Consider the following 25207-nt stretch of genomic DNA (forward strand, 5'->3'; position numbering starts at 1 on the left):
GCGGATGCGCCGCGCGCTGGCGTCGCAGGCGCTCGTGGGTCGAGATCGGCGCCGATCGTCGCGCGCACGGACCGCGCTGCGGTACGAAGCCGGCGAGGCGTCGTGGCGCATCTGGGGCCGTCGCCGACGACGCTCCGTCAGCAGACGATGGTGCTGGCCAGCATCACGAGCTTTGGTTATTTCTCTTCCACCGCGAGGCACCCTTGAGCGATCGCACCCAGGAACTGGAACGAGTCAATGCCGATCTGCGCGCGCAGATGCAGTCGCGGCACGAGCTCGAGGTAGCGCAGGCACGTCTGGCTGCCATCGTCGAATCTTCCGATGACGCCATCGTCGGCAAGAACCTGGACGGCATCGTCACCTCCTGGAATCGCGGCGCCCAGCACCTGTTCGGCTACACGCCCGAGGAGATGATCGGGCAGTCGATCCTCAAGATCATTCCAGCGGACCGGGTTGACGAGGAGCGCGAGATCCTGTCGCGACTGCGGCGCCACGAGCGCATCGATCACTTCGAGACCATCCGCCGCGCCAAGGACGGCCGCCTTCTCAACGTCTCGATCACCGTCTCGCCGATCCATGACTCGACGGGCACCATCGTGGGAGCCTCGAAAATCGCCCGCGACATCACGCTGCAGAAGCGCGTCGAGAAGGAGCGCGAGATCCTGCTGGCCAACGAGCGCGCCGCTCGCAGCGCCGCCGAGCATGCCAGCCGCATGAAGGACGAATTCCTGGCCACGCTCTCGCACGAGCTGCGCACGCCGCTGACGGCCATCCTGGGCTGGGCGCAGATCCTGCGAGCCAACGAGGCGCTCACGGCGGAGATGTCGCAGGGGCTGGAGGTGATCGAGCGCAACACGCGCGCGCAGGTCCAGCTCATCGAGGATCTGCTCGACATGAGCCGCATCGTCTCGGGCAACATCCGCCTCGACGTGCAGCCGATCGACCTGACCGACGTCATTCGCGCCGCCATCGACTCGGTCGCCCCGGCCGCCGAAGCCAAGGGCGTGCGGCTGCAGAGCGTGCTCGATCCCAACGCCGCGTGTATCTCGGGCGACGCGGCACGCCTGCAGCAGGTGGCGTGGAACCTGCTGACCAACGCCATTCGCTTCACGCCTCGCGGCGGCCGCGTGCAGGTGTTCCTGGAGCGTATCGATTCGCACGTCGAGCTGTCCGTGGTCGATACCGGAGAGGGCATCGCGCCCGACTTCCTCCCGCACGTCTTCGATCGTTTCCGGCAGGCCGACTCGAGCACCACTCGCCGTCACGGCGGGCTCGGGCTGGGCCTGTCGATCGTCCGCCATCTGGTCGAGCTTCACGGCGGCACCGTTCGAGCGCACAGCGCTGGCCTGAACAAGGGCACGACATTCGTCGTTTCGCTCCCGTTGCGCGTGATCATCCAGCACGTCGAGCGCAGTGCGGGCGCTGCGGCCGCGCGCGCCGCCGGCATGCAGGCCGAGCTGCCCTCGCTCCGCGGCTTGCGGGTGCTCGTCGTCGACGACGAGGCAGACGCGCGCGAGCTGATCGCGCGCATCCTGCAGGACGCAGGTGCCGAGGTGGCGACCGCGCCATCGGCCGACGAGGGTATTGCCGCCTTCCTCCAGCACCGGCCCGATGTCGTCCTCAGCGACATCGGCATGCCAGGCGAGGACGGCTACAGTTTCGTGCGGCGGCTGCGCAGGCTTTCGAGCGAGGACGGCGGCGATACCCCGGCGGTGGCGCTGACCGCGTTCGCACGTTCCGAGGACCGGCGCCTCGCGTTGATGTCGGGTTTCCAGATGCACATCGCCAAGCCCGCCGAGCCGAGCGAGCTCGTCGTGGTGGTGGCCAACCTCGCTGGGCGCGTCGGCTGAGCGCGCGCGCCGCACACATTGCATGGTAGCCGTGCCGGCGCGCACCGCGGCTCCGCCTCGCTTCCTTCGCCCGTTCCAGAAGTTCGCCCAGGCCGGTGCGCTCGGCAGCATCGCACTGCTGATGTGCACGGCGGCAGCGCTGCTGTGGGCCAACTCGCCATGGGCGCATTCCTACGAGCTTCTGTGGGAGACGCCGCTTTCCGTGGCCGCGGGCGCGGGCGAGCTGCGTTTGAGCCTGCGCGAGTGGATCAACGACGGGTTGATGGCGGCGTTCTTCCTGCTCGTGGGACTGGAGATCAAGCGCGAGCTGCTGGTGGGTGAGCTGTCGTCGCCGCGACAGGCGGCGCTGCCGATCGTGGCGGCCGCCGGCGGGATGGCGGTTCCTGCCCTGATCTACGTTGCGTGCAACGCCGGCGGCGCCGGCGCGCAAGGCTGGGGCATTCCGATGGCCACCGACATCGCGTTCGCGCTCGGGGTGCTGCAGCTGGCGGGCCCACACGTGCCGCTGAGCCTCAAGGTGTTCCTGGCGGCGCTGGCCATCGTGGACGACCTGGGAGCGGTGCTGGTGATCGCGCTGTTCTATACGCAACGGATCGAGCCGTACGCGTTCGCATGCGCTGCGCTGGCCGCCGCAGCGCTGCTGGCGCTGAACCGGCGGCGCGTGCAGGACCTCGGTCCCTACCTGCTGGTTGGTGCCATGCTCTGGCTCTTTCTGCTGCGTTCGGGCGTGCATGCCACCATCGGCGGCATCGTGCTGGCGATGGCGATCCCGACGCGAACGCAGAGCAACGCGGTCGAATTCTCCTTGCGGGCGCGCCGGCTGCTCGAGGAGTTCGACGCCGCCGAGACCGGCGACCTTCTCGTCATCACTTCCAAGGGCCAGCAGGAAGCGCTGCACGAGCTGGACAACGAAGCATCGCGCGTGAATGCGCCTCTGCTGCGGCTCGAGCACGCGCTCAACCGCCCGGTCTCCTTCGTCGTGATGCCGTTGTTCGCGCTCGCCAACGCCGGAGTTCCGCTCGAGGGCCTGGCCGGGGCTGCACCGCAGGTGGCATGGGGAGCCGGGCTCGGCCTGCTCGCAGGCAAGCCTGCGGGCATCCTCGGATCTTCGTACCTGGCGGTGCGAGCCGGCATCGCCTCGCTGCCGGCCGGCGTGACGTGGCACGAGCTGCGCGCCGCGGCGGTACTGGCCGGCATCGGATTCACGATGTCGCTGTTCGTGACGGGTCTGGCGTTCGAGGATCGGCGGCTCCTCGACAGCGCCAAGCTCGGCGTCCTGCTGGCATCGACCCTCTCCGGCGTGATCGGCTATTGCCTGCTGCGGCGCCGCGCTCAGCAGCCGCAGATCTGAACCATCGGGATCGAGAGGTGGTCGGCGCCCTGGCGCACCGTCAGCGTGCCGGTGAAGCACGAGCCTTGCGTGGGCGGCGTCGGATAGTCGGCGCACGATTCGTACGGCACCTGCCGCGAGAGCGTCACGACCGTGACGGTGTCGTTCGAGTAGGTGTTGCGTACCGGATCGGTGCCTTCGGGCGAGCCCTTGCGGCGCAGCTCGACGGTCTGGTCGCGCAGGCGCAGGCGTGCGGGGCCATCGTAGGGACCGGTCGTGAACAGCACGTTCCTCGGCGTCAGCGCCTTGTCTCGGCGGAAGACGACGCAGCTGCAGTGCTTGCCTTCGAGCGGATGGACCTGCTCGACCGGCAGCGGCGAAAGCTGCAGCGCCGAGGTCGCGCAGCCGGAGAGCAGCGCCGTGAGAACGGCGACGCATGCCGCAGCGGGCAGCGCGCGCGCCGCCTTGCCGGCGCGTGTGCAGGACGGTGCACGCGCGGCGCGGGAAATTGCCGGCGGCGCATGCGTCCGCACTTGCGATCTCGTTGCTTGGGGTACCGCCATCGCCGGCCTCGCGCTCAGGGTTTCACGGCGCGTGCCGCGTGCCAAGGCTGCGGGCTGCATTGCCGGCGACGGTCGCGCCGCAGCGGCGCAGGCGAAGGCGAAGGTCGAGGGAGGCGCCCGGTGTCCGGCACGAACGCTGCAGCGTGAGCGACTCCGGAGCGTTGCATGAGTCGCGGCAGGCTGCGGGCGGTGCCGGCTGCGCGACCGGCCTCGCGCCGGCGCGGCCGCCTCAAGCCGCGTTCACGCCGGGATAGGGGACCGGCGTGCCGGTCGAGCGCGCCAGCTCGAAGAACGCCGCGCGCAGGCGCGCCGTGACCGGGCCCGGCACCGCAGAACCGACCGGCTGACCGTCGAGCGAGCGGACCGGCACGATGCGCGCGCCCGATCCGGTCAGGAACGCCTCGCTGGCACCGAACAGATCGACCCGTCCCATGCTGCGCTCGCGCGCCGGTATCGCCGCCTCGCCCGCCAGCTCGAGCACGGTCTGGCGCGTGATGCCCTCGAGCGCGCCGTCGGTGACGGGCGGTGTGGTCAGCACGCCGCGGCAGACGGCGAAGATGTTGGCGCCGCTGGCCTCGGCGATGGCGCCGGAGGCGTTCAGCAGCAGCGCATCGTCGGCTCCCTGCCGCCGCGCTTCGAGCTTGACCATCGCGTTGTTCAGGTAGTTCAGGCTCTTCACACGCGGATCGAGCACGTCGGCGGCGGGGCGGCGCAGGCTGGCGGTGATCAGTGCGACGCCGCGTTCGCTCTTCTCCGGCGTGAACAGCTCGACGGTGTCGACGATGCACAGGATGCGCGCCTGCGGGCACGTGGTCGGGTCGATGCCGAGCGGTCCTTCGCCGCGCGTGACGATGAGCCGCACATAGGCTTCGGGCGATCCGGTCGCCGCCACCGTCTGCAGCACGATGTCGCGCACGCGCTCGGTGCCGCCGGGGATCTCCAGGCCGATCGCGCGCGCCGACACCTCGAGCCTGGCCATGTGATCGTCGAGGCGGAACATGCGCCCGGCGTACGCGCGCATGCCTTCGAAGACGCCGTCGCCGTAGAGGAAGCCGTGATCGGTGACGGGGATGCGCGCATCCTTGCCGTCGACGATCTGCCCATCGATCCACACTTTCATGCTGCTACTCCCTGGCCGGCTGCGCCGTGATGCGCGCTCGGCCGAAAAGCCCATTGTCAGGCCACTGTCGTCATGCGGTCTTTCGCTGCGGCTCCAGGCGCGCGGCGATGTCGCCGGCCGCCGCCACCACGCTTCGCGCGAGGTCCTGGATTCGCACCTGGTCCACGCGCGAGCTCGGCGCAGCGACGACGAAGCATCCGAGCAGACGGGCACGCAGCAGCACCGGCGCCGCCACCACCGTCATGCCCGCGATCCATTCGTCACGATTGACGGCCCAGCCTCGCGAGCGGGCGCGGGCGACTTCGCGTTGCAATGCGGCGTCCGTCGTCGGTGTCGAGCGCGTGAAGCCGGGCCACGGCTTGGGCGGCAGCTCGATGGTCTCGGGCGCGAAAGCCAGATGCAGCTTGCCCACCGCCGTTGCGTGCACGGGCACCTCGCTGCCGATGCCGGGCGCCACGCGCAGCACCGCCGCACCTTCGCGCTTGTCGAGAACGATGATGCGCCGGTGCCGCGCCACCGTCAGGAATGCGGTCTCGCCGGTGGCATGCGACTCGCGCTCGAGCACCGGATGCGCGGCCGTGGCCAGCGGCTCGCGCTCGAGCGCGCCGAGCCCGAGCGCGACCAGCGCGATGCCGGGCCGATAACGGCCATGCTCGTCCTGCTCGACCAGGCCGCGCCGCAGGAGCGATGCGAGCAGGCGATGCGCGCTGGACTTGGGGACGCCGAGCGAGCGGCCGATGTCGCTGACGCCGCGCGCGGCGCCGCTGGCGTGGAGGTAGAACAGCAGATCGATCGCCTTCTCGATCGTCGTGGCCTGCACGGTGTCGCCGCGCCGGATCACGAAGCCCCTCCTTTTGCGTTCCGATATGCGGAACAGCGTTCACTATGCATGAACGGCTTGTAGACCGCCGGCGGCGTGCGGGCAAGGGGAGCGGCGCGCTGCGTTCATCTCGACGGCTGGCGCCGCCCTCGCCGCCCTCGCAAGCTGCATGAACCCCGGAGCGCCGCGCTCTCGTCCACCACCGCCAGGCGTTCGACGCCTCTCGCCGAGAAGCTGCGGGTGTGGGATGCCGCGCGCACCGTCGCCGTCGTTTTGGCCGGGCAGGTCGATGGTCTAGTGTCCCGCCGCCGACTTCTGCCGCACGGTCCTCTCTGCGCGTGGCCCGTCTCGATGGCTGCGCGATGCGGCGGTCTTCGGCATCCCGTCCGACCCGGAGCACGTTCATGCCTTCACTGGGTTCGCAGGCTTACGATTTCGAAGTCGCTCGCGGCAATCTCCGCCGCTTCCGTTTCGCGCCCGCCACGCAGGCAAGCGAGGTCCGGCTGGACCACGGGCAGGTGCTGCTCGGCGTGGACTGCTTCGGCATGACGGCCAACAACATCACCTACGGCGTGTTCGGCGAGGCCATGTCGTACTGGAACTTCTTCCCGGCGCCCGAAGGGTGGGGACGCATCCCGGTGTGGGGCTTCGCCGAGGTGCTGCGGTCGCATCATCCGGCCATCGCGCAGGGCGAGAGGATCTACGGCTACCTGCCGATGTCGACGCATCTGACGGTGCGGCCGGGCAAGGTCACGGGCGAAGGCTTCCTCGACACCTCGCCGCACCGAAGCCAGATGCACGCGATCTACAACCAGTACACGCTGGTGGCGGGCGATCCGTCCTACGACGCGCAGCGAGAAGCCGAGCAGATGGTGTTCCGCCCGCTGTTCATGACGGGCTTTCTCATCGACGACTTCCTCGCCGACAACGGCTTCTTCGGCGCGCGCCGCGTGGTGCTGTCGAGTTCGTCGAGCAAGACCGCGATGGCCGTGGCGTTCTGTCTGTCGCAGCGGCGCGCGCGACCGCAGGTGGTGGGACTGACGTCGTCGCGCAATCTTTCCTTCGTTTCCGGTCTCGCCATCTACGATCAGGCCGTGGGCTACGACGACCTCGAAGCACTCGATGCCGGCGTTCCGACCGTTTTCGTCGACATGGCGGGCAACGGCGACGTGCTCGCACGCGTGCACCGGCACTTCGGCGACAACCTGAAGTACAGCTGCCAGGTCGGCGGGACGCATTGGGAGCGGATCGCCACCGCGCAGCCGCTTTCCGGCCCGGCGCCGAGGCTGTTCTTCGCGCCCGACCAGGTCGCCAAGCGAGCCAGGGAGTGGGGCGCCGCGGGTCTGCAGGAAAGAATGGGAGCGGCGTGGCGCGGCTTCCTTGCCGGCACCGCAGGATGGCTCGGCATCGAGCGCGGCGTCGGCCGCGAGGCCATCGAGCGCGTCTATCTGGCCACGCTCGAAGGAACCGCCGACCCGCGCCGCGGCTACGTCCTTTCGATGGACTGAAGCGGTGGCGGCCCCGCCTGCAGCTAGCCCGCGCTTCGCCGCGCGCTGCGACCGCCCTTGCGGCAACGCGTGCAGCGCGCGGCGCGCCGGCGGCCGCCCCTTCCGTGCGCGCGCCTGATTCTCGGCCATGCTGGAGACGCTCGATCTGCTCGTGGTTGCACTGGCGGCCGTGGCCGCGGGTGCGGTCAACGCGCTGGCCGGCGGAGGGACGCTGATCACGTTTCCGATGCTGGTCGCCGTCGGTGTGCCGGCGGTGACGGCCAACGTCACCAACACGGTCGCCCTGTGTCCGGGATATTTTGGCGCCACGCTCGCACAGCGCCGCGAGCTCGCGGGCCAGCGGCGACGTCTTGCGATGCTGCTGCCGGCGGCGGCGCTCGGCGGCGTCGCTGGCGCGATGCTGTTGCTGCAGACGGGCGAGAAGACGTTTCGGGAGCTGATCCCGTTCCTGATCCTGCTCGCCTCGGTGTTGCTGGCGGTGCAGGCGCGCGTGCGGCGATGGCTGCAGCGCCGGCGCGAGGACGCGCGCGCCGCCGCAGCGGGCAGCGGTGGGGCGGCCTACGGGGAAGGCGGCGCCGACGGTGCAAGCTACGGCGGTAGCTTCGGCGCCGCGTCCGAAGGCGGCCACGCGCTCGAAGCGCGCGCCCCGGATCGCGTTGCTGCCGTCCTGACCGCGCTGGCGGCGATCTACGGCGGCTACTTCGGCGCCGGCTTGAGCGTCATCGTCCTGGCGGTTCTCGGCGTTGCGCTGGAGGATTCGCTGACGCGGCTGAACGCGCTCAAGCAGGCGGTGGCGCTGGCGACCAACGTGGCTGCAGCCGTCTTCTTCCTGTTCTCCGGCCAGGTCGTGTGGAGCGCGGCGCTGGCGATGGCCGCGGGCGCGCTCGCCGGCGGCGCCCTCGGCGGACGCCTGGCGAGCCTCATCGCGCCCGAGGTGCTGCGGTGGATCGTCGTCGCCGTCGGCGTCTTCCTCTCGCTCGTGTACTTCGCGCGCTGATCGTTTCGCCGGATCGCCCGAAAGTGCTCGAATGCAGCGCCCTGCGCCGATGACGCTGCGGCAGGACGTGGCCTTTCCAGGCAGAGCTACCGGAGGAAGCGATGATCAAGCTGTACCACTCGACCCTGAGCCGCTCGATGCGGATCCTGTGGCTGCTCGAAGAGCTCGAAGTGCCCTACGAACTCGTCAAACGCGAGCTGACCGTGCCGATCCGGCCCTATTCGCAGGACACGCCGACGGGCAAATTCCCTACCATCGAGGACGACGGCATGGTGATGTTCGAGTCCATCGCCATCGCCGAGTACATCCTGGAGAGATACGGCAACGGGCGTCTGGCTCCCGCGCCCTCCTCGTCCGAACGCGGTCCCTTCCTGCAGTGGATGCACTTTGCCGAGGCCACCGCGTTCGTGCCGGTGGCGGTCATCGCCTGGCACAAGTTCTTCCGGCACGACGCCGAGCGTATTCCCGAGGCGATCGCGGACTACGAGACGTGGGCGCACTCGGCGCTCGACCAGGTGGAAAAGGCGCTCGAGGGCCGGGACCATCTGCTCGCCAGCGGCTTCTCCGCCGCCGACGTCATGCTCGGGTACACGCTGCAGACGGCGAAGTTCTTCGATCTTCTGACCGACCGTCACCCGCGGACATGCGCATACTTCGCACGTCTGATGCAGCGCCCGGCGTTTCAGAAGGCGATGTCGTAGGAAGAGCCGCGCACGCGCCGTGCGCCGGCGGGTGAGGCCTCTACGCCGACTGCCGTGCGCGTTCCTGCATCGGAGCCTGCCGATCGAGCGCGAGATCGAGCGTGCGGACCTTGGCGAAGCGCTGCGCCGCGTCCTGCCAGTTCACGATCCTCCAGAACGCCTTGACCCATTCGGCCTTCACGTTCTGGTATTGCAGGTAGTAGGCGTGCTCCCACATGTCGAGCACGAGAAGCGGCACGGTGCCGTTGCCGATGTTGCCCTGGTGATCGTAGATCTGCTCGACGACCAGGCTCTTGCCCACCGGCTCCCACGCGAGCGCGCCCCATCCCGAGCCCTGCACGTTCAGCGCGGCTTCGGTCATCTGCGCCTGTAGCGCTTCCACGGAGCCGAACGACTCGCGGATGCACGCGTCCAGCTCGCCGTCGGGCATGCCGCCGCCGTGCGGGCTCATGTTGTTCCAGAACAGGGAGTGCAGCACGTGGCCGGACAGATGGAAGGCCAGGTTCTTCTGCAGCTGGTTGATGGCGCTGAAATCCTTCTTCTCGCGCGCCGCCTCCAGCTTTTCGAGCGTGGTGTTCGCTCCATCGACGTAGGCGGCGTGGTGCTTGGAGTGGTGCAGCTCGAGGAGCCGCGCCGAGTAGTGCGGCTCCAGCGCGGAGTAATCGTAGGGGAGCTCGGGAAGGGAGTACTTCTTCATTGCCCGCTCCTGTCGCGCGCCGTCTCCGGTCCTTCGCGATGACGATCGAACGGCGGCTGGTACTGCTGTTGCTCCCGCGGCGGCGCGGCATCGGGCTGCGGATGCTCGTGAGGCGCGAGGTCCGAATTGGCAGGCCCGGTGACCACCCGGCCACGCGCCTCGAAGCGCGAGCCGTGCACCGGACAGTCCCACGTATGCTCGGCCGAGTTCCACTGCACGATGCCGCCGAGGTGCGTGCACACCGCCGACAGCTCGCACACCGAGCTGCTGTCGTCGCGATAGACCGCGACCTTGGACAGGCCGCAGCGCATGATCGCGCCGTGCCCCGGCGCGACCTCGCCGGCGCTGGAAACCTCGCCAGGCGTCAGCCAGTCGGTGTACTGCCAGGCGACGTTGGTGTTCTCCTTCGCGTACTCCATCGCGGCCTTGATGTTCTTGCGCGTCGGGTCGTAGAGCGTCGACCAGACGTTGTCGCGTCCCTGGATGAGGTCGGTCAGCAGCATGCCGGCGATGGTCCCATGCGTCATGCCCATGCCGCAGTCGCCGGTGGAGATGTAGACGTTGTCGGAATCCATGGGATTGCGGCCGATGAAGCCGAGCCCGTCCACCGTCTCCCAGACCTGCCCCGACCAGCAGTGCTCGACGTGCCCGGTGATAGGGAAGCGCTCGCGTGCCCAGTCCTCGAGTCGGCCGAAGCACTCCTCGGGCTCGTGATTCTGACCCGTCTTGTGGTCTTCGCCGCCGATGATGATGGTGTCGAAGCCGCTTTCGTTCTCCTGGCTGCCCTGCCCGCCGCCGGAGCGGAACAGCCGGATGTAGTGATACGGATCGTGCGTATCCCAGAACAAGGCGTTGGGCACCGAGCGGGCCGGAACCTTCGCCGTGATGACGTACGTTCGATACGGCGCCTGCTTGGTATGAATGGCCACGCGATCGTTGATGGGCGTGTTCGTCGCGACCACGACGGCCTCGCACGTCACGGTCGAGCCCGCGGCCGTGCGCACGCGGGCCGGCTTTCCGCCGGTGATCTCCGTGGCCTTCGTGTCGGAGAAGATGCGCCCGCCCTTGCGCACGATCGCCTCGGCCACGGCGCTCAGGTACTGCAGCGGATGGAACTGTCCCTGGCGCGGAAAACGCAGGCACGGCCCGGTCTCGAACTTGTCGAAGTCGGCGCGGTCGAGCTTCTCGACCTGCGTCAGGCCCGCGCGATGCGCCGCCGCGAGCTCCTTCTCCAGCAGGTCGGTGGAGTGCTCGGGCGCGAGGAACAGATAGCCGTCGACGCGCTCGAAGCCGCAGTCGATGCTCTCCTGCGCGACGATGCTCTCGATGCAGTCGATGGCCGCGCTGTGGCTCTCGGCCGTCAGTCGCGCGCCTTCCTCGCCGTGAAGGCGTTCGATCTCGAAGTAGCGGGCGTCGATGGCATTGGAGAGGTGAGCCGTGGTGCGTTCGGTCTGGCCGCTGGCAACCGGGCCGTCGTCGATCAGGACGACCGACCGCCCTTCCTGCACGAGCAGATAGGCCGTTGTCATGCCGGCGATGCCGCCGCCGATGACGCAGACATCGGCGAAGACGTCATTGGTGAGTGCAGGATGACGGGGATTGGACACCGACATCCAGATCGAAGTGCTTTGCCCATTGCGGCTCATCGTGCGCTGCCTCCTCAAACAAAGGTACCAGGCACGACGCATGGCCGTGCCTGGTACCGTCTCGTCAACGTGGTGCCGAGTGAGCGAAGCGGAATCAGCCGTGCGTTCTTCCGGTGCCGCCGCCGCTGACGCCGCCGGTCTGGCTCGAGCTGCCGAGGCCGCCGCCGGCGGTGCTGCTGCCCTGGGAATAACCGCCGGTGCCGCCGCCGGTCGTGCTCGTGCTGCCCTGCGAGTATCCGCCGCTCTGCTGGCCCTGCTGGCCGCTCTGGCCCGCCATCTGGCGCGCCTGGTCGGCATACTCGCTGGCCATCTGCCTGCCCTGTTCGCTCGCCTGCTCCGCCATCTCGCGTGCCTGCCCGCCGTACTCGCTCAGCTTGTCGCCGATCTCGCGGCGCAGCTCCGCGCCCGGCTTCGGTGCGAACAGGATCGCCAGGCCAGCGCCGAGCAGCATGCCCGTTCCGAAGATGCCGAGCGCGGGCAGCAGATCCGTGGTTGTGCTGCTGCTGTTGCCGCTCATCCAGTTGCTGCTGGAGGAGCTGTACCGGTTGATCGCGTTGGTCAGGTCCTCTCGCGTCGGGAGGGACTGGAGAATGTCGTCAATGTTCATGGTCGCTCCTTGCCTGCGGTGAAAAGTTGCTGCCGTCGCGGCGCAAGGAGCGTTCGCTCCTGGCGCCGGTTGTGAGTCGCTCCGAGGGAGCGGGCTTCAGTGCTTCTGCTGGCCCTGTCCGGATCGGGAACCGCCGCCGCCACCACCACCACCGCCGCCGCCGGTGTCGCCAGCAAAGCCTTCCGTCACCCAGCTTCCCATCTCGCGAGCGGCCATCGCCATCGCGAAGCGCGTCGCCATGCCGAACGCGAGCAGCGTCAGCCGCGAGCTGAGCCCGCCGCCGAGCAGGTAGCCAATGCCGGCGGCAGTGGCCAGGACCGTGTACGGACGCTGCCGCATCTGGTCGGTGATGACCTGCGTCAGCTCGTTGGTCGTCTCCTGCACGTGCGTGGCGAGCTGCTGCACGTCGCCCTGGATCTGGCGGCCGCTGTTGAGAATCGCCTGCGGCCCGCGCTGCTGCTGGTTGCGCGAGGACGCGTCGGCGCCGTTCGATACCTGATTCCTGTTGTCCGCCATCTCGCTTACCTCCGTGCGAAGATTCGGGCCACGACGAAGCCGAGGCCGAGGGCCGCCAGGACCGCCGCCACCGGCCGCTCGCGCACGAACGTCTGCAGCTGCTGCTCGAAGTCGGTCGCGGTGGAGCGAACGGCCTCGAGGTCGGTCTGAATCGTCTGCGAAATCTGTCGGAACGAGCGATCTTCCGAGTTTCGATCCGTGATCATCGTAGTCTCCTTAACGCGCGGAATTCGGGTCGTGCAGTCAGTAGGGGCCCAAGGGCCGGTTTCTCTTCCTTGTCGTCGTCACCATCGCCGAGGCCGAGCCACAGGCCGAAGCAGAAAGCACCGGCGAGCCATGCCACCGGCGAGGAACGAATGTATTCTCGGAGGTCGAGCTTCTGCTCCGCGACGTCGGCCAGCTCGTGCACCGCTTCGAGAAGGACTTCCTCGTCCCGCTCGATGCCCTGCAGCAGGTCCTCGCGCCGCTCGGCGAAATCGCCGCCATTCTCGGTTGCCATGTCGGTGCCTCCGCCGTTCAGTGATGGGTGTGTTGCGCCGTCGCGCGTGAGTCGTCGCGCTCGTGTTCTTCTTCGGCTTCGGCGGCGAGCTTGGGCAGCTGTTCGCGCACGGCAAAGAAGACGACGACGGCGCCGATGGCCGCATTGACGAGCGCGAAAATCGCCAGGTGCCCGACCGTTCCCATGTTCGGGGTCAGCCACAGGACCAGCGCCGAGATGGCGCCGAACCATGCGGCAAGGCCGACGATGACGCCGAAGATCACCAGGGCAGTGCGCACGACGAGCGTGCCCACGAGCGCGTTGATCTCCAGCATCACGAGATCGATGCGTTTGGTGATGACGCCTTGGGTTGCCGATGCCAGCTTTTCCAGCGCCGCCGGCAGCGACGGCTCGCTTCCCGGCGCATAGGCGCCAACGCCGTTGGCTCTGCGATTCTCGGGCTCTACGTAGCGCGGCCCGCCCGGTTCGGAACGATTTGCCATGGCTTGTCTCATCCTCGCCTGGAAGGCGCTCGGCGCCTGGACGCGCCGACTCTCCCGGTCCTCATGATGCCCGTCCTTCTGCGGCTGCACCGTCTGGCGCACCCGCCTTCTCGCGATCGCGGTCTGCGCGTCAGTTGTTGACGTGCAGATCGTTCTTGACGGAGCAAACGCCGCGCGTGCTGCGCGCAACCTGCATCGCCTCGAGCCGCTCGATGCTCGATGGCACCGTTCCGCTCAGCCGCGCGACGCAGTTCTTGACGTCCACCTCGACGTTCTTGAGCGCGACGCGCTCGCCCATGCTCTTCTGCAGGTTGGTGGCGATTTCGTCGTCGCGCGCGGTCACGGCCTCTTTTTTGGCGGAGGCCACGACCTGCAGCTCGTTCTTGACGTCGCGCACGCCGTCGACCTGGCGCGCCTGGCGCTCTGCCGCCGCCTTCTCCTTCTCGTCGGCAACGATGCCGAACAGCGTAACGACCCCTCCACGGGTATCGACGTTGATGTCCATGGCAGGCGTCGCGTCGTCGGCGAGCAACCGCATCTTCACCATCGAGGTCGTGTACAGGTCCGCGGCGGCGCCGCTGGGACGGGCCGCGTCGTTGCCGCGACGGGCCGTTTCCCGAACGGCGGCCTCGTTCGAGACCGGCGCCGTGCCGCCGGTCTCGGATGCAGCCGCTTCGCCGGCCGCGCCGCCCGCCTTCGCGTTCCTGATCTCGCCGGGCGAGGACGTCTCGGTGTCCGGAAGCGCGGCCGCAGCGCGTTTCTCCTCGCGGTCATCCTTTTCCAGTGCCGCCACCTTCGCCCGGTTCTCGCGGGGATCGTCGGCATCGCCGTAGCTACCGGTGGCGCGCGTATTGTCGATGTTGACGTTGGGATTGATGCTCTCGCCGGTGGCAGGATCGCGCACGGCGTTGGCGGCAACCTTGTTCTCGACGTGCCCGGGTGCCGGCGCGGTGCCGGTGCTGCCCGCGGATCGTGGCCGTTCGCGCCAGATGTCGGCATCGGCGAGCGTGTCGGGGCTCTGAATCTCGCTTGCCACGCGGCGCACGCCCTCGACGCTGCCGGCCAGTTGCACGGCGGTGAGATGATCCGTCAACGTGCGCGCGGTCCCGCCGAGAAGCACCACTCCCTTGTGGACCGAACGGATGGAGATGTTGCTGTCGCCGAGGGAGTCCTCGTGCTGCAGCTTCATCTCGACGTCGCGCGCGATCGCTTCATCACGCGCCTGGACCTGCTCCTGTTTCGCGGCAGGCACCACCACGAGCAGGTTGCGGACGCTGCGGACGCCGTCGACGGCCTTCGCCACGCGTTCGGCTTTCTCCTTCTCCGCTGCGTTCCTGACCGAGCCGTGCAGCGTGACCTGGCGATTGACCGTGTCGACGTTGATCGCATCGATGGCATTGGCATGGATGCCGTCGGACGAGATCAGCGCCAGCTTCACCTTGGTCGTGATCCAGACGTCGTTGGGTGCCGCAAGGACCGGCGCAGCCATGAAGAGGAAGCCGGCGAGCAGGAGGCCGCCGGCGAGAAAGCTTGGGCGTGGCTGGCTGATCGGAATCATGATGCGTTTTCGTCGCGACGTGAAGGGTGCGTCGGGTCGCGCGCCTCACGCACGGGCATGCCGCGCGCGACCCGTCGCCGTCGGCAGAGCGACGCTGCTCGCTCTGCCCTCCCGCCTCATGGTGCGGAAATGCCCCGGCCGCCGCGGCCGCTCAGAAGCGCCACAGCGAGGAAGATCAGAGCCAGAACGGCGAAAAGCCATCCGACCTGCGCCGACAGGCCGGCTACGCCATTGAATCCCAGTACGGACGCAATGAGCGCGATGACGAAAAAAACGACTGCGTAATGTAGCATTGGGGTTACTCCTTCGACGGTCGATTGTCTGCGCCCGTCGGACGAGAGCTAGTGCATGCGCCTGTTCGTGTCGTCGAGGCTTCGCTCGAAGTCCGAAATCTCCTCTTCGACTTTTTCCTTGGCCATGCCGTACTTCTGCTGGAGAACGCCGGCGAGCTTGTCGCGCTTGCCTCCGATGGTCGTGAGTTCATCGTCGGTCAGCTTGCCCCAACGCTCTTTCACGCCGCCTGCGAGCTCTTTCCACTTTCCTTCGATCTGGTCCCAGTTCATCGGGCCTTCTCCTTGTTCCGAGGCATCCCGTCGGCGAGCACACACGAGTGGTGCATCGCTGCACCATCCGCGCGTGACACCCCGCAGGAACGTTCGATTAGACGCTCGGACCGGTGTCGCCTTTCAAACATACGACGCGTTCCGCAGGGCGTGAAGGCCTTTGAAAAACACATGCGGCCACATGAGGCCGCATGTAACGTCGATGGGGGACTGCTCGCGTGATGGCGTACGCGTAAGTGTCGGAAAAGCGGATCAGTAGTACGGTTCGAGGATCCAGAAGATCAGCTCGCCGGCGCGCTTGAAGACGCTGCGACGCTGCCACTTCTCCAGCTGCATCTCCTCGCAGTGCTGCAAGTCGCGCTGGAACATGTCCTCCATCGCGGTAGCGAAGTCGCGATCGTAGACCGAAAGGCTTTCTTCCGCGTTGACCGACATCGACCGCGCGTCGAAGTTGATCGACCCGATCGTGGAGAAGATGCCGTCGACGACCATCATCTTGCTGTGGATCATCGTCGGCAGGTATTCGCAGATCTTGACGCCGTTCTCGAGAAGGCCTGCGTAGTGCATGCGCGAGTTGTACCGGATCATCGGCAGGTCGTTGTGCTCGCCGGGAACCAGCACGTGCACGTCGACCCCCCTCTGCGCGGCCGCGCTCAGCGCGCGCCGGACCTGAGCGTCGGGGATGAAATAGGGATTGGTGATGTGGATGTAGTCGCGCGCCGCCTGGATCGTCATGATGTAGAGCATCTTGGGCAGCGAGGCGGAGTCTCCGGTCGAGGACTTGATCGCGTGCGCGATCATCTTCCCGGTCGGCTGCAGCGCCGGGAAGTAGTCGTCGCCGGCCAGGATCTCGCCGGTGGTGAACGTCCAGTTCTCGTTGAAGATGCCCTGCAGCTGCGCGACCACGGGGCCCGTTACCCGCACCTGGGTCTCGCGCCACTCATCGGGGTTCCGCGCGTCGCCGAGCCAGCGCTTGTCCACGCCGAGGCCGCCGGTGTAGCCGATCTTGCCGTCCACGATCAGCAGCTTGCGGTGCGTGCGCACGCCGGGCCGGCGCAGGGTATAGAAGCGCAACGGATTGTAGCGCGCGATCCGCACGCCGGCATTCATCATCTCCTTTTCGAGCTTGCCCATGTCGGCGCCCCAATCGTCGACCGTCAGGCGCACCTTGACGCCGCGCTGCGCCGCCTCCATGAGCGCATCGGCGAAGATCCGGCCGGCCTCGTCGTCGGCGAAGATGAACGTCTCCATGTTCACCGACACCTTGGCGTTGCGGATGTCGGCCGTCATCGCCGGGAAGATCTCGACTCCGTTCTCGAGCAGCGTGGCGTGGTTTCCCGCCACCATTCCCTCGCCGATGATGTGGAGCGAGCGGAAGAACTCGGGCTCCTCCACCACGAACGAAGGGTGGAAGACGTAGTTGTTCTGCTTGCTCTTGGACAGCAGCGCGCTGCGCACCCCGTTGACGACGCTGTTGGTGTAGACGCAGCCGCTGCTGCTCAGCAGGACCGCCGCTGCCACCGCGAGCGTCATCGCGCGCCTGAGCCGGAGCCGTGGCGTCGCGGATGCATGCTGTCGCGGAATGGCTTGTGTCTGGCGCGTTCGAAGCAAGAGAAGAAGACGCTCCATGGTGCTACGTAAGCATGGAAGCCGCGGGCGAAGAAGACGGCCTTAGAGGGAAGTCGGGCGACGACGCGGCCTGCGGCAACGAAGTCGCCGTCAACTCAGGGGAGGCGGCCGCCGCGCGTCAACTCCGCTAGCCGCTTTCGCATGGTCGCGGGCGAGCAGCGGCGCCGGCGCAGCTCGGCCCACGGGTCGCCGGCCTCGACGTGCCGCAGCACGTTGCGGATGGTGTACGTGCGCGAGTCCAGGCTCTTGCGCCGCAGCTCGTCCCACTCGATGGGGGCCGAAACGGGCGCGCCGGGCAGTGCACGCACCGAGTAGGCGCTGACGGCCGTCTGGGCATACGCATTGCGCGCGATGTCGAGGTAGAGGCGGCCGCGGCGGTTGGCCTTGCGGTGCTCGACGGTCAGCTCGTCAGGATACCGCGCCGCCAGCAGATCCATGAGGTCGCGCGCGAACGCGCGTACGACGTCGAAGTCGTCCTTGCCCGTCAGCGGCACCACCAGATGAAGGCCCTTGGAGCCGGTGGTCTTCAGGAACACCGGCGCCTCCATCTCATCGAAGATCTTCTTGCAGCAGCGGGCCGCCGAGCGCGCCTGCTCGAACTGTCCGGAGGGAGGATCCAGATCGACCACGAGCACGTCGGGACAGTGGATGCGGTCGGCGCGGCTCAGCCACGGGTGCAACGTGAGCGCTGCCTGGTTGGCCAGGTAGAGGAGCGTCGCGCGGTCGTTGCACACGACCAGATCCTGCCAGCCGCCTTCCTTCTTGACGCGCACGGTTCCGATCCAGTCGGGAAAATGCTCGCTGGCCTGCTTTTGATAGAAGCCGAACCTGGCGATGCCGTCCGGGTAGCGCTGAAGAACCAGCGGGCGGTTCTTCAGGTGCGGCAGCATCCACCCGCAGATCGCATCGTAGTAGTCGAGGATGTCTCCCTTGGTGATGCCGTCGTCGGGGAACAGCACCTTGTCCAGGTTCGACACCTCCAGTGTGCGCGTGCCGGCCTTGCGGATCGCTGGGATGCGTTTGGCCATCGTTGCTAGGCCTTCGGCCTTTCGCGGCGGACGTCGCCGGCCTTCTTGTCGGTGCGAAGGCCGTAGAACCGCGGGTGACGCAGCTTGCCGTCGTTGGTCCATTCGGTGAACCCGAACTCGCCGACCAGCGCAGGCCGGGCCCAGTGCGCACCGCGCACGCGCGGCGCCGGCTCGAAGGGGCACCTGTCGGTGGTCAGCCGCCGCAGCTTCGCGCCGAGCGATTCAAGCGTGGCCGCGGTGAAGCCCGTGCCGACCTTGCCGGCGTAGCGCAGCCGGCCTCGCTCGTAGTAGCCCACCAGCAGTGCGCCAAAGCTGGTGCGGGCGCCCGTCGGGTCGGTGTAGCCGCCGATGACCAGCTCCTGGCGCGCGAGGCACTTGAACTTGAGCCAGTCTCGCGAGCGGCGGCAGGCGTACGTGCCGCTGGCGAGCTTCGCGATGAGGCCCTCCCAGCCCTGGCGGCACGCCTCCTCGAGGAACGTGACGCCATGCTCCGCGCGGTGCTCGGTGTAGGCGAGCGCGCCGCCGAACCGCAGCGCCCGCGCCAGGAGCTTCTTGCGCGCGGTCACCGGCAGCCGCGTCGTGTCGAAGCCGTCGAAGAACGGGATGTCGAACAGATAAAGGTGCACCGGGACCGCCCGTACCAGGGCAGGACCGGGATCGGCGACGCCCATCCGTGCCTGCAGGCGCGCGAAGCTGGTGGCCTTGCCGTCCATGGCCACGATCTCTCCGTCGACGATGAAGTCGCCGCAGCGCTGCCGCGACAGCGCGCGCACGAGCTCCGGATACGTCGCGCTCATGTCGCGGCGGTTGCGCGAGTACAGGCGCACGCGGTCGCCGCAGCGGAAGGCCAGGCAGCGGACGCCGTCGAGCTTGCGCTCGTAGATCCAGCCGGGATCGGAGAAGTGCTCATCGGTCAGGGTCGCCAGCATCGGCTCCATCCACGGCGGCTGCCGCTTCTTGCGCAGCAGCGCACGCTCGCTCTCGGCGAGCGCGTTCCAGGCCGCGGCCGCCGTCACTTCGACGACCAGACCCGCCGCTTCGGATCCGCCGCGACCTCCTCCAGCGTCCGCCCCGTCATCACGCTCCGCGCCTGTTCGGTGACGGGGTCCTCGTGTGCGCTGGCGCACTCGTCTCGCATCTTGATGAGCAGCCAGTTCTTGGCGTTGTCGCCCATGCGGCTGTGCACCAGTGCGAAGCCGCCGCGAACCTTGCGGCCTTCCAGCCACACCTCGATGCTGCCGCGCTCGTAAGCGTCCTGCATGCCGATTTCCTGCCCGCCTCGCTTCTTGATGTTGCGATACGGCCCGGCGTCCCAGACGATGACCGTGCCGCCGCCGTATTCCTTGGGAGGAATGACGCCTTCGAAATCGGCGTAGTCGACAGGATGGTCCTCGGTCTCCACCGCCAGGCGCTTGTCGGCCGGATTCATCGAGGGACCTTTCGGGACGGCCCACGACTTGAGGACGCCATCGACCTCGAGCCGGAAGTCATAGTGCAGACGAGTGGCGGCGTGCTTCTGGATGACGAAGAAGGGGTTCCTGTCCTTCTTCCACTTGCTGGTGCCCTGGCCCTGCGGCTCGGGCGTCCTGCCGAAATCGCGCATGCTCTTGTAGACGGCCAGTGGATCGCGCGTGCCGGTCGTGCGGGACCGCGCCTTGCCTGGCGCAGTCGTGCGGGCCGGCGCCTTGGCCTTGGCAGTCGTGCGGGCCGCTGCCTTGGGCTGCGCAGTCGCGCGCGCGGCCGTCTTGGCCTGCGCGGCCTTGCCCGCCGCCGGCTTCCCGCGTGCCTGGCGCCGCGGCGTCTTCTCGGCCGCGGCCGCGGCGGTCGCCGCTTCGCTCTTGGTGCTGCGTGCTGCAGCAACGGTCTTCCTGGAAGCGGTCTTGCTTGTCGTGGCCTTCTTCTTCCTGGCCGTCGGCATGGGCCGTCTCCTAGACCCCCCGTCTCAACAGATACACCCCGAACCACTCACGCTCGTCCATCCATAGCTTGGCAACATCCCAGCCGCCTTGACCAGCGATCTCGGCAAATCGCTCAGGCGTGTGCTTCCAGCTGTCCTCGGTGTGGATGAGCTCGCCGCGCTCGAACGAGAGGCTGCAGCCGGCGACGCGCACCTGCTGCTCGCACGTCGATTCGAGAAACATCCGCATGCGGCCGCTGGCGCCGTCCCAGTGCGCGCGATGACGGAAGCGGCGCAGCGAGAAATCCGCGCCGTACTCGCGATTGAGGCGCCGCAGCATGTTGAGGTTGAAACGGGCCGTGACGCCGCGGCTGTCGTCGTAGGCGGGTACCAGGACGGACTCGGGCTTGCGCAGGTCGACGCCAATGAGCGCAAGCGAGGCATGACGCCGCAGCGATGCCAGCAGGCGCGCGGCATCGGCGGGAGCGAGGTTGCCGATGGTGGAACCGGGAAAGAAGACGAAGCAGCGCTCGGGTGTGCGGCGCGGCCTCGGCAGGATCCACCGGCGCATGAAGTCGGCGTCGACCGGCAGCACCTCCACCTGCGGAAATCGCTGCCTCAGCCGCCGCACGCTGGCTGCCAGGTGGGCCGAGGCGACCTCGACCGGCACGAAGGCGACGGGATCCTCGAGCGCGGCCAGGAGCTGCTCGGCCTTCTCGCCGCTGCCGCTGCCGGGCTCGATCATGCACGCGCGCGCGCCGACGGCGGCGGCCATCTCGCCCACGTGAGCATTCATGATCGAGCGCTCGGTGCGCGTCAGGTAGTACTCGGGAAGCCGCGTGATCTCTTCGAACAGCGCCGACCCGCGCGCATCGTAGAAATACTTCGGCGGCAGGCGCTTGTTGCGCGCCCTCAAGCCGCGCAGCAGCTCGGCCAGCAGCGGATCGCCGGCGAAGACGGCAGCGGCGGCGGGCTTCTGCAGGAGCGTCGTCTGTTGCATCAACAATCCTTCGCCAGTCGCAGTCCGGTGAACTGCCAGCGGCTGTGCGGGTGGAAGAAGTTGCGGTAGGTCGCGCGCGCGTGCCCCGCAGGCGTCACGCACGAGGAGCCGCGCAACACCATCTGATTGGCCATGAACTTGCCGTTGTACTCGCCGAGGCTGCCGCCCGCCGGCCGAAAGCCCGGGTAGGGCAGATAGGCCGACGCCGTCCACTGCCAGCACGCGCCGTAGGCCTCCCGCAGGCCGCTGCGGTCGTCCGCGCGTGGATGAAGATCGAAGCAGTGCCGTACCGGCAGCACCGCCGCCACCGCCTCCCATTCGGCCTCGGTCGGCAGGCGCAGGCCCGCCCAGCGCGCGTAGGCATCGGCTTCGTAGAAGGACAGATGCGCGGCGGGCCCGTGCTCGTCGATCGTTCGCGTGCCGGCCAGCGTGAACTGATGCCGCAGGTCCTCGTGCCAGTAGAGCGGGCGCTGCCATCCCTGCCGCTGGACCGTGGCCCATCCGTCCGAGAGCCACAGCTCGGCGCGACGATATCCCCCATCCGTAAGGAATGCGCGCAGCTCGGCATTGGTGACCAGGCGATTGGCGACCGCGTACGGCGTCAGGTGCACCTTGTGCCGCGGCGCCTCGTTGTCGAACGCGAATCCATCGCCGTCATGGCCGATCTCGACCAGGCCTTGGGGTCCGGGGATCCATTCGAGAACCCTCGGCCTGGCTGGCGGCTCCTCCTGCGCAAGCGCGTACGCCGGCGCCATCGGATTGCACGAAAGCAGATGCTTGATGTCGGTCAGCAGCAGCTCCTGATGCTGCTCCTCGTGAGCCAGCCCGAGCTCCACGCGCGCCGCCAGCTCGCGGTCGCCGGCACGCTGCGAGAGCAGCTCCTCCATTCCCTCGTCGACGCGGGCGCGATAGCGGAGCACCTCGCCCAGCGTCGGACGCGTCAGCATGCCGCGCCGCTCGCGTGGGTACTGCGCGCCGACGGTCTCGTAGTAGGAGTTGAACAATACCGCGTAGGCCGGGTCGCCGCGGTGGCCGGCCACGTCCGCCGCGAGCACGAACGTCTCGAAGAACCACGTCGTATGAGCCAGATGCCATTTGGCCGGGCTGGCCTCGGGCATGCTTTGCACGACCGCGTCTTCGGCCGAGAGCGGAGCGATGAGCTCGAGGCTGCGGGCGCGCACGGCCGCGTACGCAGTCTGGAGCGCATGCTCGGTAGAGCGCATCTCCATGAACGTCTCCTCGCGGGCGGCACGGACCGCCGACCGGCCCGGCGCCGTTCCGCCCGATCAATGCTGTCCCCTACACGCGCAGGAAAGGCGAGCGCACCGCCGAAAGTGGACGCCGGATGAGAGTTGCGCGCGGGGCTGCATGCTAACGTCGGCGGAAATTGACCCGCAAGGAGGACGACATGCCTACCAAAACCGACGCCATCTCGTTGCTGAAGGCCGATCACGAGAAAGTGCGTGGGCTGCTGTCGCAGCTCGAGAAGTCGACCGATCGTGCCGCCTCCCGGCGCGAAACCCTACTGGCGCAGCTCGAAACGGAGATCCTCATCCACACCACCATCGAGGAGGAGATCTTCTATCCGGCATACCGCGAGGCGGTATCGAAGAAGGAAGACCGCAAGCTGTATCAGGAGGCAATCGAGGAGCACCACGTCGTGGACCTGGTGCTGCCGGAGGTCAAGGAGGCGGACCCCGCCTCCGAGATCTTCTCGGCCAAGGCCAAGGTGCTCAAGGAGCTGATCGAGCACCACGCCGAGGAAGAGGAGAAGGAGATGTTCAAGCGCGCCCGCAAGGCTTTCGAAACCGAAGAGCTCAAGGAACTCGGCGAGCGGATGATGGCGCGCAAGGAAGAGCTGATGGAGCAGATGCAGGCCGAGGGCGGCGGCGCCAAGGCGCGCAAGTCGCGCTCGAGCGGCCGCGGCAAGCGCTCCAGCGAGGCCATGGCCAACGGGCACGACCGTGCTGCCCCGCCGCGCCAGGGAGGCCGCAGCGAGTCGCGCCACCAGACTGCGCACTGACCCCGGCGCCGACGGCGCGACGCGCGCGTCGTCGACGCCGGCATCTGCGCCGCGCGCGATTGCTCTCCAGGTGCTGCGGAGAAAGCGGCCGACCTCTCGGCGGTCGCTCGCTCCGCAGCGCGCCGGCGCTTCTAGGCTCCTCTCGCGAAGCAGACGACGCTGATGGCGACCGCGGACGAGCGCGTGCTCGGATTGCGATAGCCGTGCTTCTGGTCGCCCCGGAACACGAGCACGTCGCCTGGCGTAAGCTTCCAGCGCTCGCCGCCCGCGCTCAGCTCCACCTGTCCGCTTTCACACGTCAGGTACTCGCGCGTCCCCGGCGTGTGCGGAACTCCGGTGACCATGGCGCCAGGCGACAGTTCCATGCGTGAGACCTCCAGGCCCGCGATGGCCTCCGGCACGAGCGGCCGCAGCCTCGCGCCCTGGCGCCGGCGCTCGGGCACCTCGGCAGCGCGATAAAGGCGGCACGCCGTTCGCGGCGGGCCGATGAGCTCCTCGATGGCGACCTTGACGGCGGCGGCCACGCGAGTCAGCACGACCAGCGTCGGGTTGGCGCCGCCGCTTTCGAGGCTCGCCCACGTCGCTCGCGGGACGCCGGCCAGGCGCGCGGCCTGTTCCTGCGAAAGTCCGCGCATCGCGCGCAGCCGCCGAAGATTGGCGCCGAGGTTGGATCGGGGGTCGTCTTGCATGGCCGGCGCGTAGCAGGCCGCCTCGACCCTGTCGATGCGGGGCAGTGCCGGGCGCCGGAGCACTCCGTCGGCAGCATCCGCCGGATCCCGGAGGCAACCGCCAACGGTCGACTCGATGGAAGCCTGCCAGCATATCGTCAGGATCGTTGCGACGCTGGCAGGAAAGGCTCATCGTCCCGGCGGCGCGTGAGGCGCCACGAGGAGGAGAGCCATGATCGAGATTGCGGGCGTCTATGAAATCGCCGTCAAGGTGGCGGACCTGGAGAGGTCAGCAGCATTCTACTGCGACGTGCTGGGGCTGGGCGTGGGCCTGCGCGACGATTCGCGCCGCTGGCTGTTCCTGCGCGCCGGCGGCGCCGCAGGCATGGTCGTTCTTCAGGAGGACCGCGGGAGCTGGCCGCAGCAGCATTTCGCCTTCACCGTCACCGCCGATGCGCTCGAGCGCGCGGCGGCCGAGCTGCAAGGGCGCGGCATCGTGGTGGACGGGCCGATGACGCACGACTGGATCCCGGCTCGATCGCTCTACTTCGCCGATCCCGACGGGCATGACGTGGAGCTGCTGGCGCCGGGGACTGCGCCGTAGCTGCGTTGCGCGCCCGAGCGGCGGCCGGGCGCTCGGTGCGGCAGTCGGAATCAGTTGGTGGTGCGCTCGGAACCGGTGAACGACAACACCGCGTACCACACCCCGCCCGTGGAGCGCTTGACCGTCAGCTCGGTCGGCACCTTTTCGCCCGTCGACGGAACCTGCGGCCGGCCGTTGGTCGGGATCTGGATCGTCGTCTCATCGACCCAGCGCGGGAGTCCGGGGCCCCAGCTTCCCGGTTCCAGCGACCACTCCATCTTCGGCTTGCCGGCGTTGGCGGCCATCCGATAGACGCGGATCGCTCCGGGGCTGCTGACGCGATCGGCGGAGGTCGTCACGAAGTAGTTGCCGTCGGGCGAGAACACCGGCGCCGAATCCAGCGTGGCGGCGGCGCCGTCGGCGCGCCGCACGAGCAGGTGCCGGGAGCCCTGCTTGGACAGCTCGAAGACGACGAACGAATCCGCGTTGCGGACGTAGTCGATCAGGCTGTATTGCGTACCCGGGTCCGATGGCGAGCTGCCCCGCGCGTCCTGGAAGCGCCGCTTCTTCCCGCCCGCCAGCTCGAGCACCAGCACGCCGTCGGTACGGTCGGCAAAGCGGTCGAGCTTGGACCATCGCTGCTTTTCGATGGCGCGAGCGCAGCGTCCGGCATCATCGAGGCCGGCGCAGACGCTTTCCTGCCTGGTCGAAAGACCGATGCCCTGCCAAGGCTGGCTCGGCGACAGCGTCGCCGCGCAGCCGGCAGCAACGCCGGCCGCGACCAGAGCTGCGGCGACACGTGCGCTTGCGGTCAAAACCACCCTCCTCTTGCGGTCATCGCCGGCGTAGCGGCAGCACGCGATGTCCATCAAGGACAGTGGCAGAGTCCCGACCGCGAGGTCAAGCACCCTGCGCGCACGCA

At 68.3% G+C, this 25207-nt stretch carries 28 protein-coding genes; 7 read left to right on the forward strand and 21 right to left on the reverse strand.

Annotated elements, in window-relative coordinates:
- Positions 1–203 precede the first annotated feature (203 nt).
- Complete coding sequence (locus tag VEC57_12290) at positions 204–1850, forward strand: ATP-binding protein (protein HYB99901.1); 1647 nt, start codon at positions 204–206, stop codon at positions 1848–1850.
- Positions 1851–1881: 31 nt separating this feature from the next.
- A complete protein-coding gene (nhaA, locus tag VEC57_12295) occupies positions 1882–3201 on the forward strand; it encodes a Na+/H+ antiporter NhaA (GenBank protein ID HYB99902.1) in 1320 nt (439 codons plus the stop codon).
- On the opposite strand, the gene VEC57_12300 is transcribed toward nhaA, so the two are convergent.
- The 3 genes from VEC57_12300 to VEC57_12310 form a co-directional block, all read right to left on the reverse strand.
- Positions 3183–3713: a hypothetical protein gene (locus VEC57_12300; GenBank protein HYB99903.1), complete on the reverse strand. Its 531-nt coding sequence runs from the start codon at positions 3711–3713 to the stop codon at positions 3183–3185. The genes nhaA and VEC57_12300 overlap by 19 nt on opposite strands.
- A 259-nt stretch (positions 3714–3972) precedes the next feature.
- Entirely contained in the window at positions 3973–4863 is an 891-nt protein-coding gene (gene ilvE / locus VEC57_12305) for a branched-chain-amino-acid transaminase (protein HYB99904.1), read from the reverse strand.
- A 70-nt stretch (positions 4864–4933) separates the two neighbouring features.
- Entirely contained in the window at positions 4934–5704 is a 771-nt protein-coding gene (locus VEC57_12310; protein HYB99905.1) for an IclR family transcriptional regulator, read from the reverse strand.
- A gap of 383 nt (positions 5705–6087) precedes the next feature.
- On the opposite strand from VEC57_12310, the gene VEC57_12315 reads away from it, so the two are divergent.
- The 3 genes from VEC57_12315 (at position 6088) to VEC57_12325 (ending at position 8889) form a co-directional block, all read left to right on the forward strand.
- A complete protein-coding gene (locus VEC57_12315) occupies positions 6088–7191 on the forward strand; it encodes a DUF2855 family protein (GenBank protein ID HYB99906.1) in 1104 nt (367 codons plus the stop codon).
- A gap of 127 nt (positions 7192–7318) precedes the next feature.
- Positions 7319–8188: a sulfite exporter TauE/SafE family protein gene (locus tag VEC57_12320; protein HYB99907.1), complete on the forward strand. Its 870-nt coding sequence runs from the start codon at positions 7319–7321 to the stop codon at positions 8186–8188.
- Positions 8189–8289: 101 nt separating this feature from the next.
- The gene (locus tag VEC57_12325; protein ID HYB99908.1) at positions 8290–8889 is read left to right on the forward strand and encodes a glutathione S-transferase family protein; all 600 of its coding nucleotides are present in this window, start codon (positions 8290–8292) and stop codon (positions 8887–8889) included.
- A gap of 40 nt (positions 8890–8929) precedes the next feature.
- Here VEC57_12325 and VEC57_12330 read toward each other — a convergent pair whose 3' ends face one another.
- The 16 genes from VEC57_12330 to egtB all read right to left on the reverse strand — a co-directional run bounded on the left by VEC57_12330 (position 8930) and on the right by egtB (position 22240).
- Entirely contained in the window at positions 8930–9586 is a 657-nt protein-coding gene (locus tag VEC57_12330) for a superoxide dismutase (protein ID HYB99909.1), read from the reverse strand.
- Positions 9583–11232 (reverse strand): FAD-dependent oxidoreductase, encoded by a 1650-nt coding sequence (locus VEC57_12335; protein ID HYB99910.1) that lies wholly within the window; start codon positions 11230–11232, stop codon positions 9583–9585. Before VEC57_12335 ends, VEC57_12330 begins: the two co-directional genes overlap by 4 nt.
- A gap of 94 nt (positions 11233–11326) precedes the next feature.
- Positions 11327–11839 (reverse strand): YtxH domain-containing protein, encoded by a 513-nt coding sequence (locus VEC57_12340; GenBank protein HYB99911.1) that lies wholly within the window; start codon positions 11837–11839, stop codon positions 11327–11329.
- A gap of 96 nt (positions 11840–11935) precedes the next feature.
- Positions 11936–12355: a hypothetical protein gene (locus VEC57_12345; GenBank protein HYB99912.1), complete on the reverse strand. Its 420-nt coding sequence runs from the start codon at positions 12353–12355 to the stop codon at positions 11936–11938.
- 5 nt (positions 12356–12360) lie between these two features.
- Positions 12361–12561: a hypothetical protein gene (locus VEC57_12350; protein HYB99913.1), complete on the reverse strand. Its 201-nt coding sequence runs from the start codon at positions 12559–12561 to the stop codon at positions 12361–12363.
- Positions 12558–12854, reverse strand: a complete 297-nt coding sequence (locus VEC57_12355) for a hypothetical protein (GenBank protein HYB99914.1) — start codon at positions 12852–12854, stop codon at positions 12558–12560. The genes VEC57_12350 and VEC57_12355 overlap by 4 nt, the downstream gene beginning before the upstream one ends.
- 17 nt (positions 12855–12871) lie before the next feature.
- Positions 12872–13525, reverse strand: a complete 654-nt coding sequence (locus VEC57_12360; GenBank protein HYB99915.1) for a phage holin family protein — start codon at positions 13523–13525, stop codon at positions 12872–12874.
- Complete coding sequence (locus VEC57_12365) at positions 13467–14894, reverse strand: BON domain-containing protein (GenBank protein ID HYB99916.1); 1428 nt, start codon at positions 14892–14894, stop codon at positions 13467–13469. Before VEC57_12365 ends, VEC57_12360 begins: the two co-directional genes overlap by 59 nt.
- A gap of 116 nt (positions 14895–15010) precedes the next feature.
- Positions 15011–15187: a DUF1328 domain-containing protein gene (locus tag VEC57_12370; GenBank protein HYB99917.1), complete on the reverse strand. Its 177-nt coding sequence runs from the start codon at positions 15185–15187 to the stop codon at positions 15011–15013.
- Between the two features lie 48 nt (positions 15188–15235).
- Positions 15236–15457 carry a CsbD family protein gene (locus VEC57_12375; GenBank protein ID HYB99918.1) on the reverse strand — a complete coding sequence of 74 codons (222 nt, stop codon included), beginning with the start codon at positions 15455–15457 and terminating at the stop codon, positions 15236–15238.
- Positions 15458–15709: 252 nt separating this feature from the next.
- Positions 15710–16990 carry a phospholipase D-like domain-containing protein gene (locus tag VEC57_12380; protein HYB99919.1) on the reverse strand — a complete coding sequence of 427 codons (1281 nt, stop codon included), beginning with the start codon at positions 16988–16990 and terminating at the stop codon, positions 15710–15712.
- Positions 16991–17181: 191 nt separating this feature from the next.
- On the reverse strand, positions 17182–18114 hold the full coding sequence (gene ligD, locus VEC57_12385) for a non-homologous end-joining DNA ligase (GenBank protein ID HYB99920.1): 933 nt from the start codon (positions 18112–18114) through the stop codon (positions 17182–17184).
- Positions 18115–18119: 5 nt separating this feature from the next.
- A complete protein-coding gene (gene ligD / locus VEC57_12390) occupies positions 18120–19130 on the reverse strand; it encodes a non-homologous end-joining DNA ligase (GenBank protein HYB99921.1) in 1011 nt (336 codons plus the stop codon).
- Positions 19127–20032 carry a DNA polymerase ligase N-terminal domain-containing protein gene (locus VEC57_12395; GenBank protein ID HYB99922.1) on the reverse strand — a complete coding sequence of 302 codons (906 nt, stop codon included), beginning with the start codon at positions 20030–20032 and terminating at the stop codon, positions 19127–19129. Before VEC57_12395 ends, ligD (VEC57_12390) begins: the two co-directional genes overlap by 4 nt.
- Before the next feature lie 10 nt (positions 20033–20042).
- Positions 20043–21011 (reverse strand): L-histidine N(alpha)-methyltransferase, encoded by a 969-nt coding sequence (egtD, locus tag VEC57_12400; GenBank protein ID HYB99923.1) that lies wholly within the window; start codon positions 21009–21011, stop codon positions 20043–20045.
- Positions 21011–22240 carry an ergothioneine biosynthesis protein EgtB gene (gene egtB, locus VEC57_12405; protein HYB99924.1) on the reverse strand — a complete coding sequence of 410 codons (1230 nt, stop codon included), beginning with the start codon at positions 22238–22240 and terminating at the stop codon, positions 21011–21013. Before egtB ends, egtD begins: the two co-directional genes overlap by 1 nt.
- Before the next feature lie 179 nt (positions 22241–22419).
- Here egtB and VEC57_12410 point away from each other — a divergent pair, with 179 nt between their 5' ends.
- Complete coding sequence (locus VEC57_12410; protein ID HYB99925.1) at positions 22420–23034, forward strand: hemerythrin domain-containing protein; 615 nt, start codon at positions 22420–22422, stop codon at positions 23032–23034.
- A 131-nt stretch (positions 23035–23165) separates the two neighbouring features.
- On the opposite strand, the gene VEC57_12415 is transcribed toward VEC57_12410, so the two are convergent.
- A complete protein-coding gene (locus VEC57_12415) occupies positions 23166–23723 on the reverse strand; it encodes an XRE family transcriptional regulator (GenBank protein HYB99926.1) in 558 nt (185 codons plus the stop codon).
- Positions 23724–23934: 211 nt separating this feature from the next.
- Between VEC57_12415 and VEC57_12420 the strand changes: the two genes are divergently transcribed.
- Entirely contained in the window at positions 23935–24306 is a 372-nt protein-coding gene (locus VEC57_12420) for a VOC family protein (protein HYB99927.1), read from the forward strand.
- Between the two features lie 50 nt (positions 24307–24356).
- On the opposite strand, the gene VEC57_12425 is transcribed toward VEC57_12420, so the two are convergent.
- Complete coding sequence (locus VEC57_12425; GenBank protein HYB99928.1) at positions 24357–25100, reverse strand: hypothetical protein; 744 nt, start codon at positions 25098–25100, stop codon at positions 24357–24359.
- Positions 25101–25207 lie beyond the last annotated feature (107 nt).

Source organism: Candidatus Limnocylindrales bacterium, from assembly GCA_035626395.1.
In the GTDB taxonomy this organism is placed as follows: domain Bacteria; phylum Desulfobacterota; class Binatia; order UBA1149; family CAITLU01; genus DASPNH01.

Excerpts from the sequence above, each read along its gene's own strand:
- VEC57_12395 (HYB99922.1), bottom strand. The coding sequence starts at position 20,032 with ATGCCGACGGCCAGGAAGAAGAAGGCCACGACAAGCAAGACCGCTTCC.
- VEC57_12335 (HYB99910.1), bottom strand. The coding sequence starts at position 11,232 with ATGAGCCGCAATGGGCAAAGCACTTCGATCTGGATGTCGGTGTCCAAT.
- VEC57_12410 (HYB99925.1), top strand. The coding sequence starts at position 22,420 with ATGCCTACCAAAACCGACGCCATCTCGTTGCTGAAGGCCGATCACGAG.
- VEC57_12340 (HYB99911.1), bottom strand. The coding sequence starts at position 11,839 with ATGAACATTGACGACATTCTCCAGTCCCTCCCGACGCGAGAGGACCTG.
- VEC57_12370 (HYB99917.1), bottom strand. The coding sequence starts at position 15,187 with ATGCTACATTACGCAGTCGTTTTTTTCGTCATCGCGCTCATTGCGTCC.
- VEC57_12415 (HYB99926.1), bottom strand. The coding sequence starts at position 23,723 with ATGCAAGACGACCCCCGATCCAACCTCGGCGCCAATCTTCGGCGGCTG.
- VEC57_12345 (HYB99912.1), bottom strand. The coding sequence starts at position 12,355 with ATGGCGGACAACAGGAATCAGGTATCGAACGGCGCCGACGCGTCCTCG.
- VEC57_12365 (HYB99916.1), bottom strand. The coding sequence starts at position 14,894 with ATGATTCCGATCAGCCAGCCACGCCCAAGCTTTCTCGCCGGCGGCCTC.
- VEC57_12325 (HYB99908.1), top strand. The coding sequence starts at position 8,290 with ATGATCAAGCTGTACCACTCGACCCTGAGCCGCTCGATGCGGATCCTG.
- egtB (HYB99924.1), bottom strand. The coding sequence starts at position 22,240 with ATGGAGATGCGCTCTACCGAGCATGCGCTCCAGACTGCGTACGCGGCC.
- VEC57_12320 (HYB99907.1), top strand. The coding sequence starts at position 7,319 with ATGCTGGAGACGCTCGATCTGCTCGTGGTTGCACTGGCGGCCGTGGCC.
- ilvE (HYB99904.1), bottom strand. The coding sequence starts at position 4,863 with ATGAAAGTGTGGATCGATGGGCAGATCGTCGACGGCAAGGATGCGCGC.
- VEC57_12380 (HYB99919.1), bottom strand. The coding sequence starts at position 16,990 with ATGACGCTCGCGGTGGCAGCGGCGGTCCTGCTGAGCAGCAGCGGCTGC.
- VEC57_12330 (HYB99909.1), bottom strand. The coding sequence starts at position 9,586 with ATGAAGAAGTACTCCCTTCCCGAGCTCCCCTACGATTACTCCGCGCTG.
- VEC57_12420 (HYB99927.1), top strand. The coding sequence starts at position 23,935 with ATGATCGAGATTGCGGGCGTCTATGAAATCGCCGTCAAGGTGGCGGAC.
- VEC57_12375 (HYB99918.1), bottom strand. The coding sequence starts at position 15,457 with ATGAACTGGGACCAGATCGAAGGAAAGTGGAAAGAGCTCGCAGGCGGC.
- egtD (HYB99923.1), bottom strand. The coding sequence starts at position 21,011 with ATGCAACAGACGACGCTCCTGCAGAAGCCCGCCGCCGCTGCCGTCTTC.
- ligD (HYB99920.1), bottom strand. The coding sequence starts at position 18,114 with ATGGCCAAACGCATCCCAGCGATCCGCAAGGCCGGCACGCGCACACTG.
- VEC57_12350 (HYB99913.1), bottom strand. The coding sequence starts at position 12,561 with ATGATCACGGATCGAAACTCGGAAGATCGCTCGTTCCGACAGATTTCG.
- VEC57_12355 (HYB99914.1), bottom strand. The coding sequence starts at position 12,854 with ATGGCAACCGAGAATGGCGGCGATTTCGCCGAGCGGCGCGAGGACCTG.
- VEC57_12315 (HYB99906.1), top strand. The coding sequence starts at position 6,088 with ATGCCTTCACTGGGTTCGCAGGCTTACGATTTCGAAGTCGCTCGCGGC.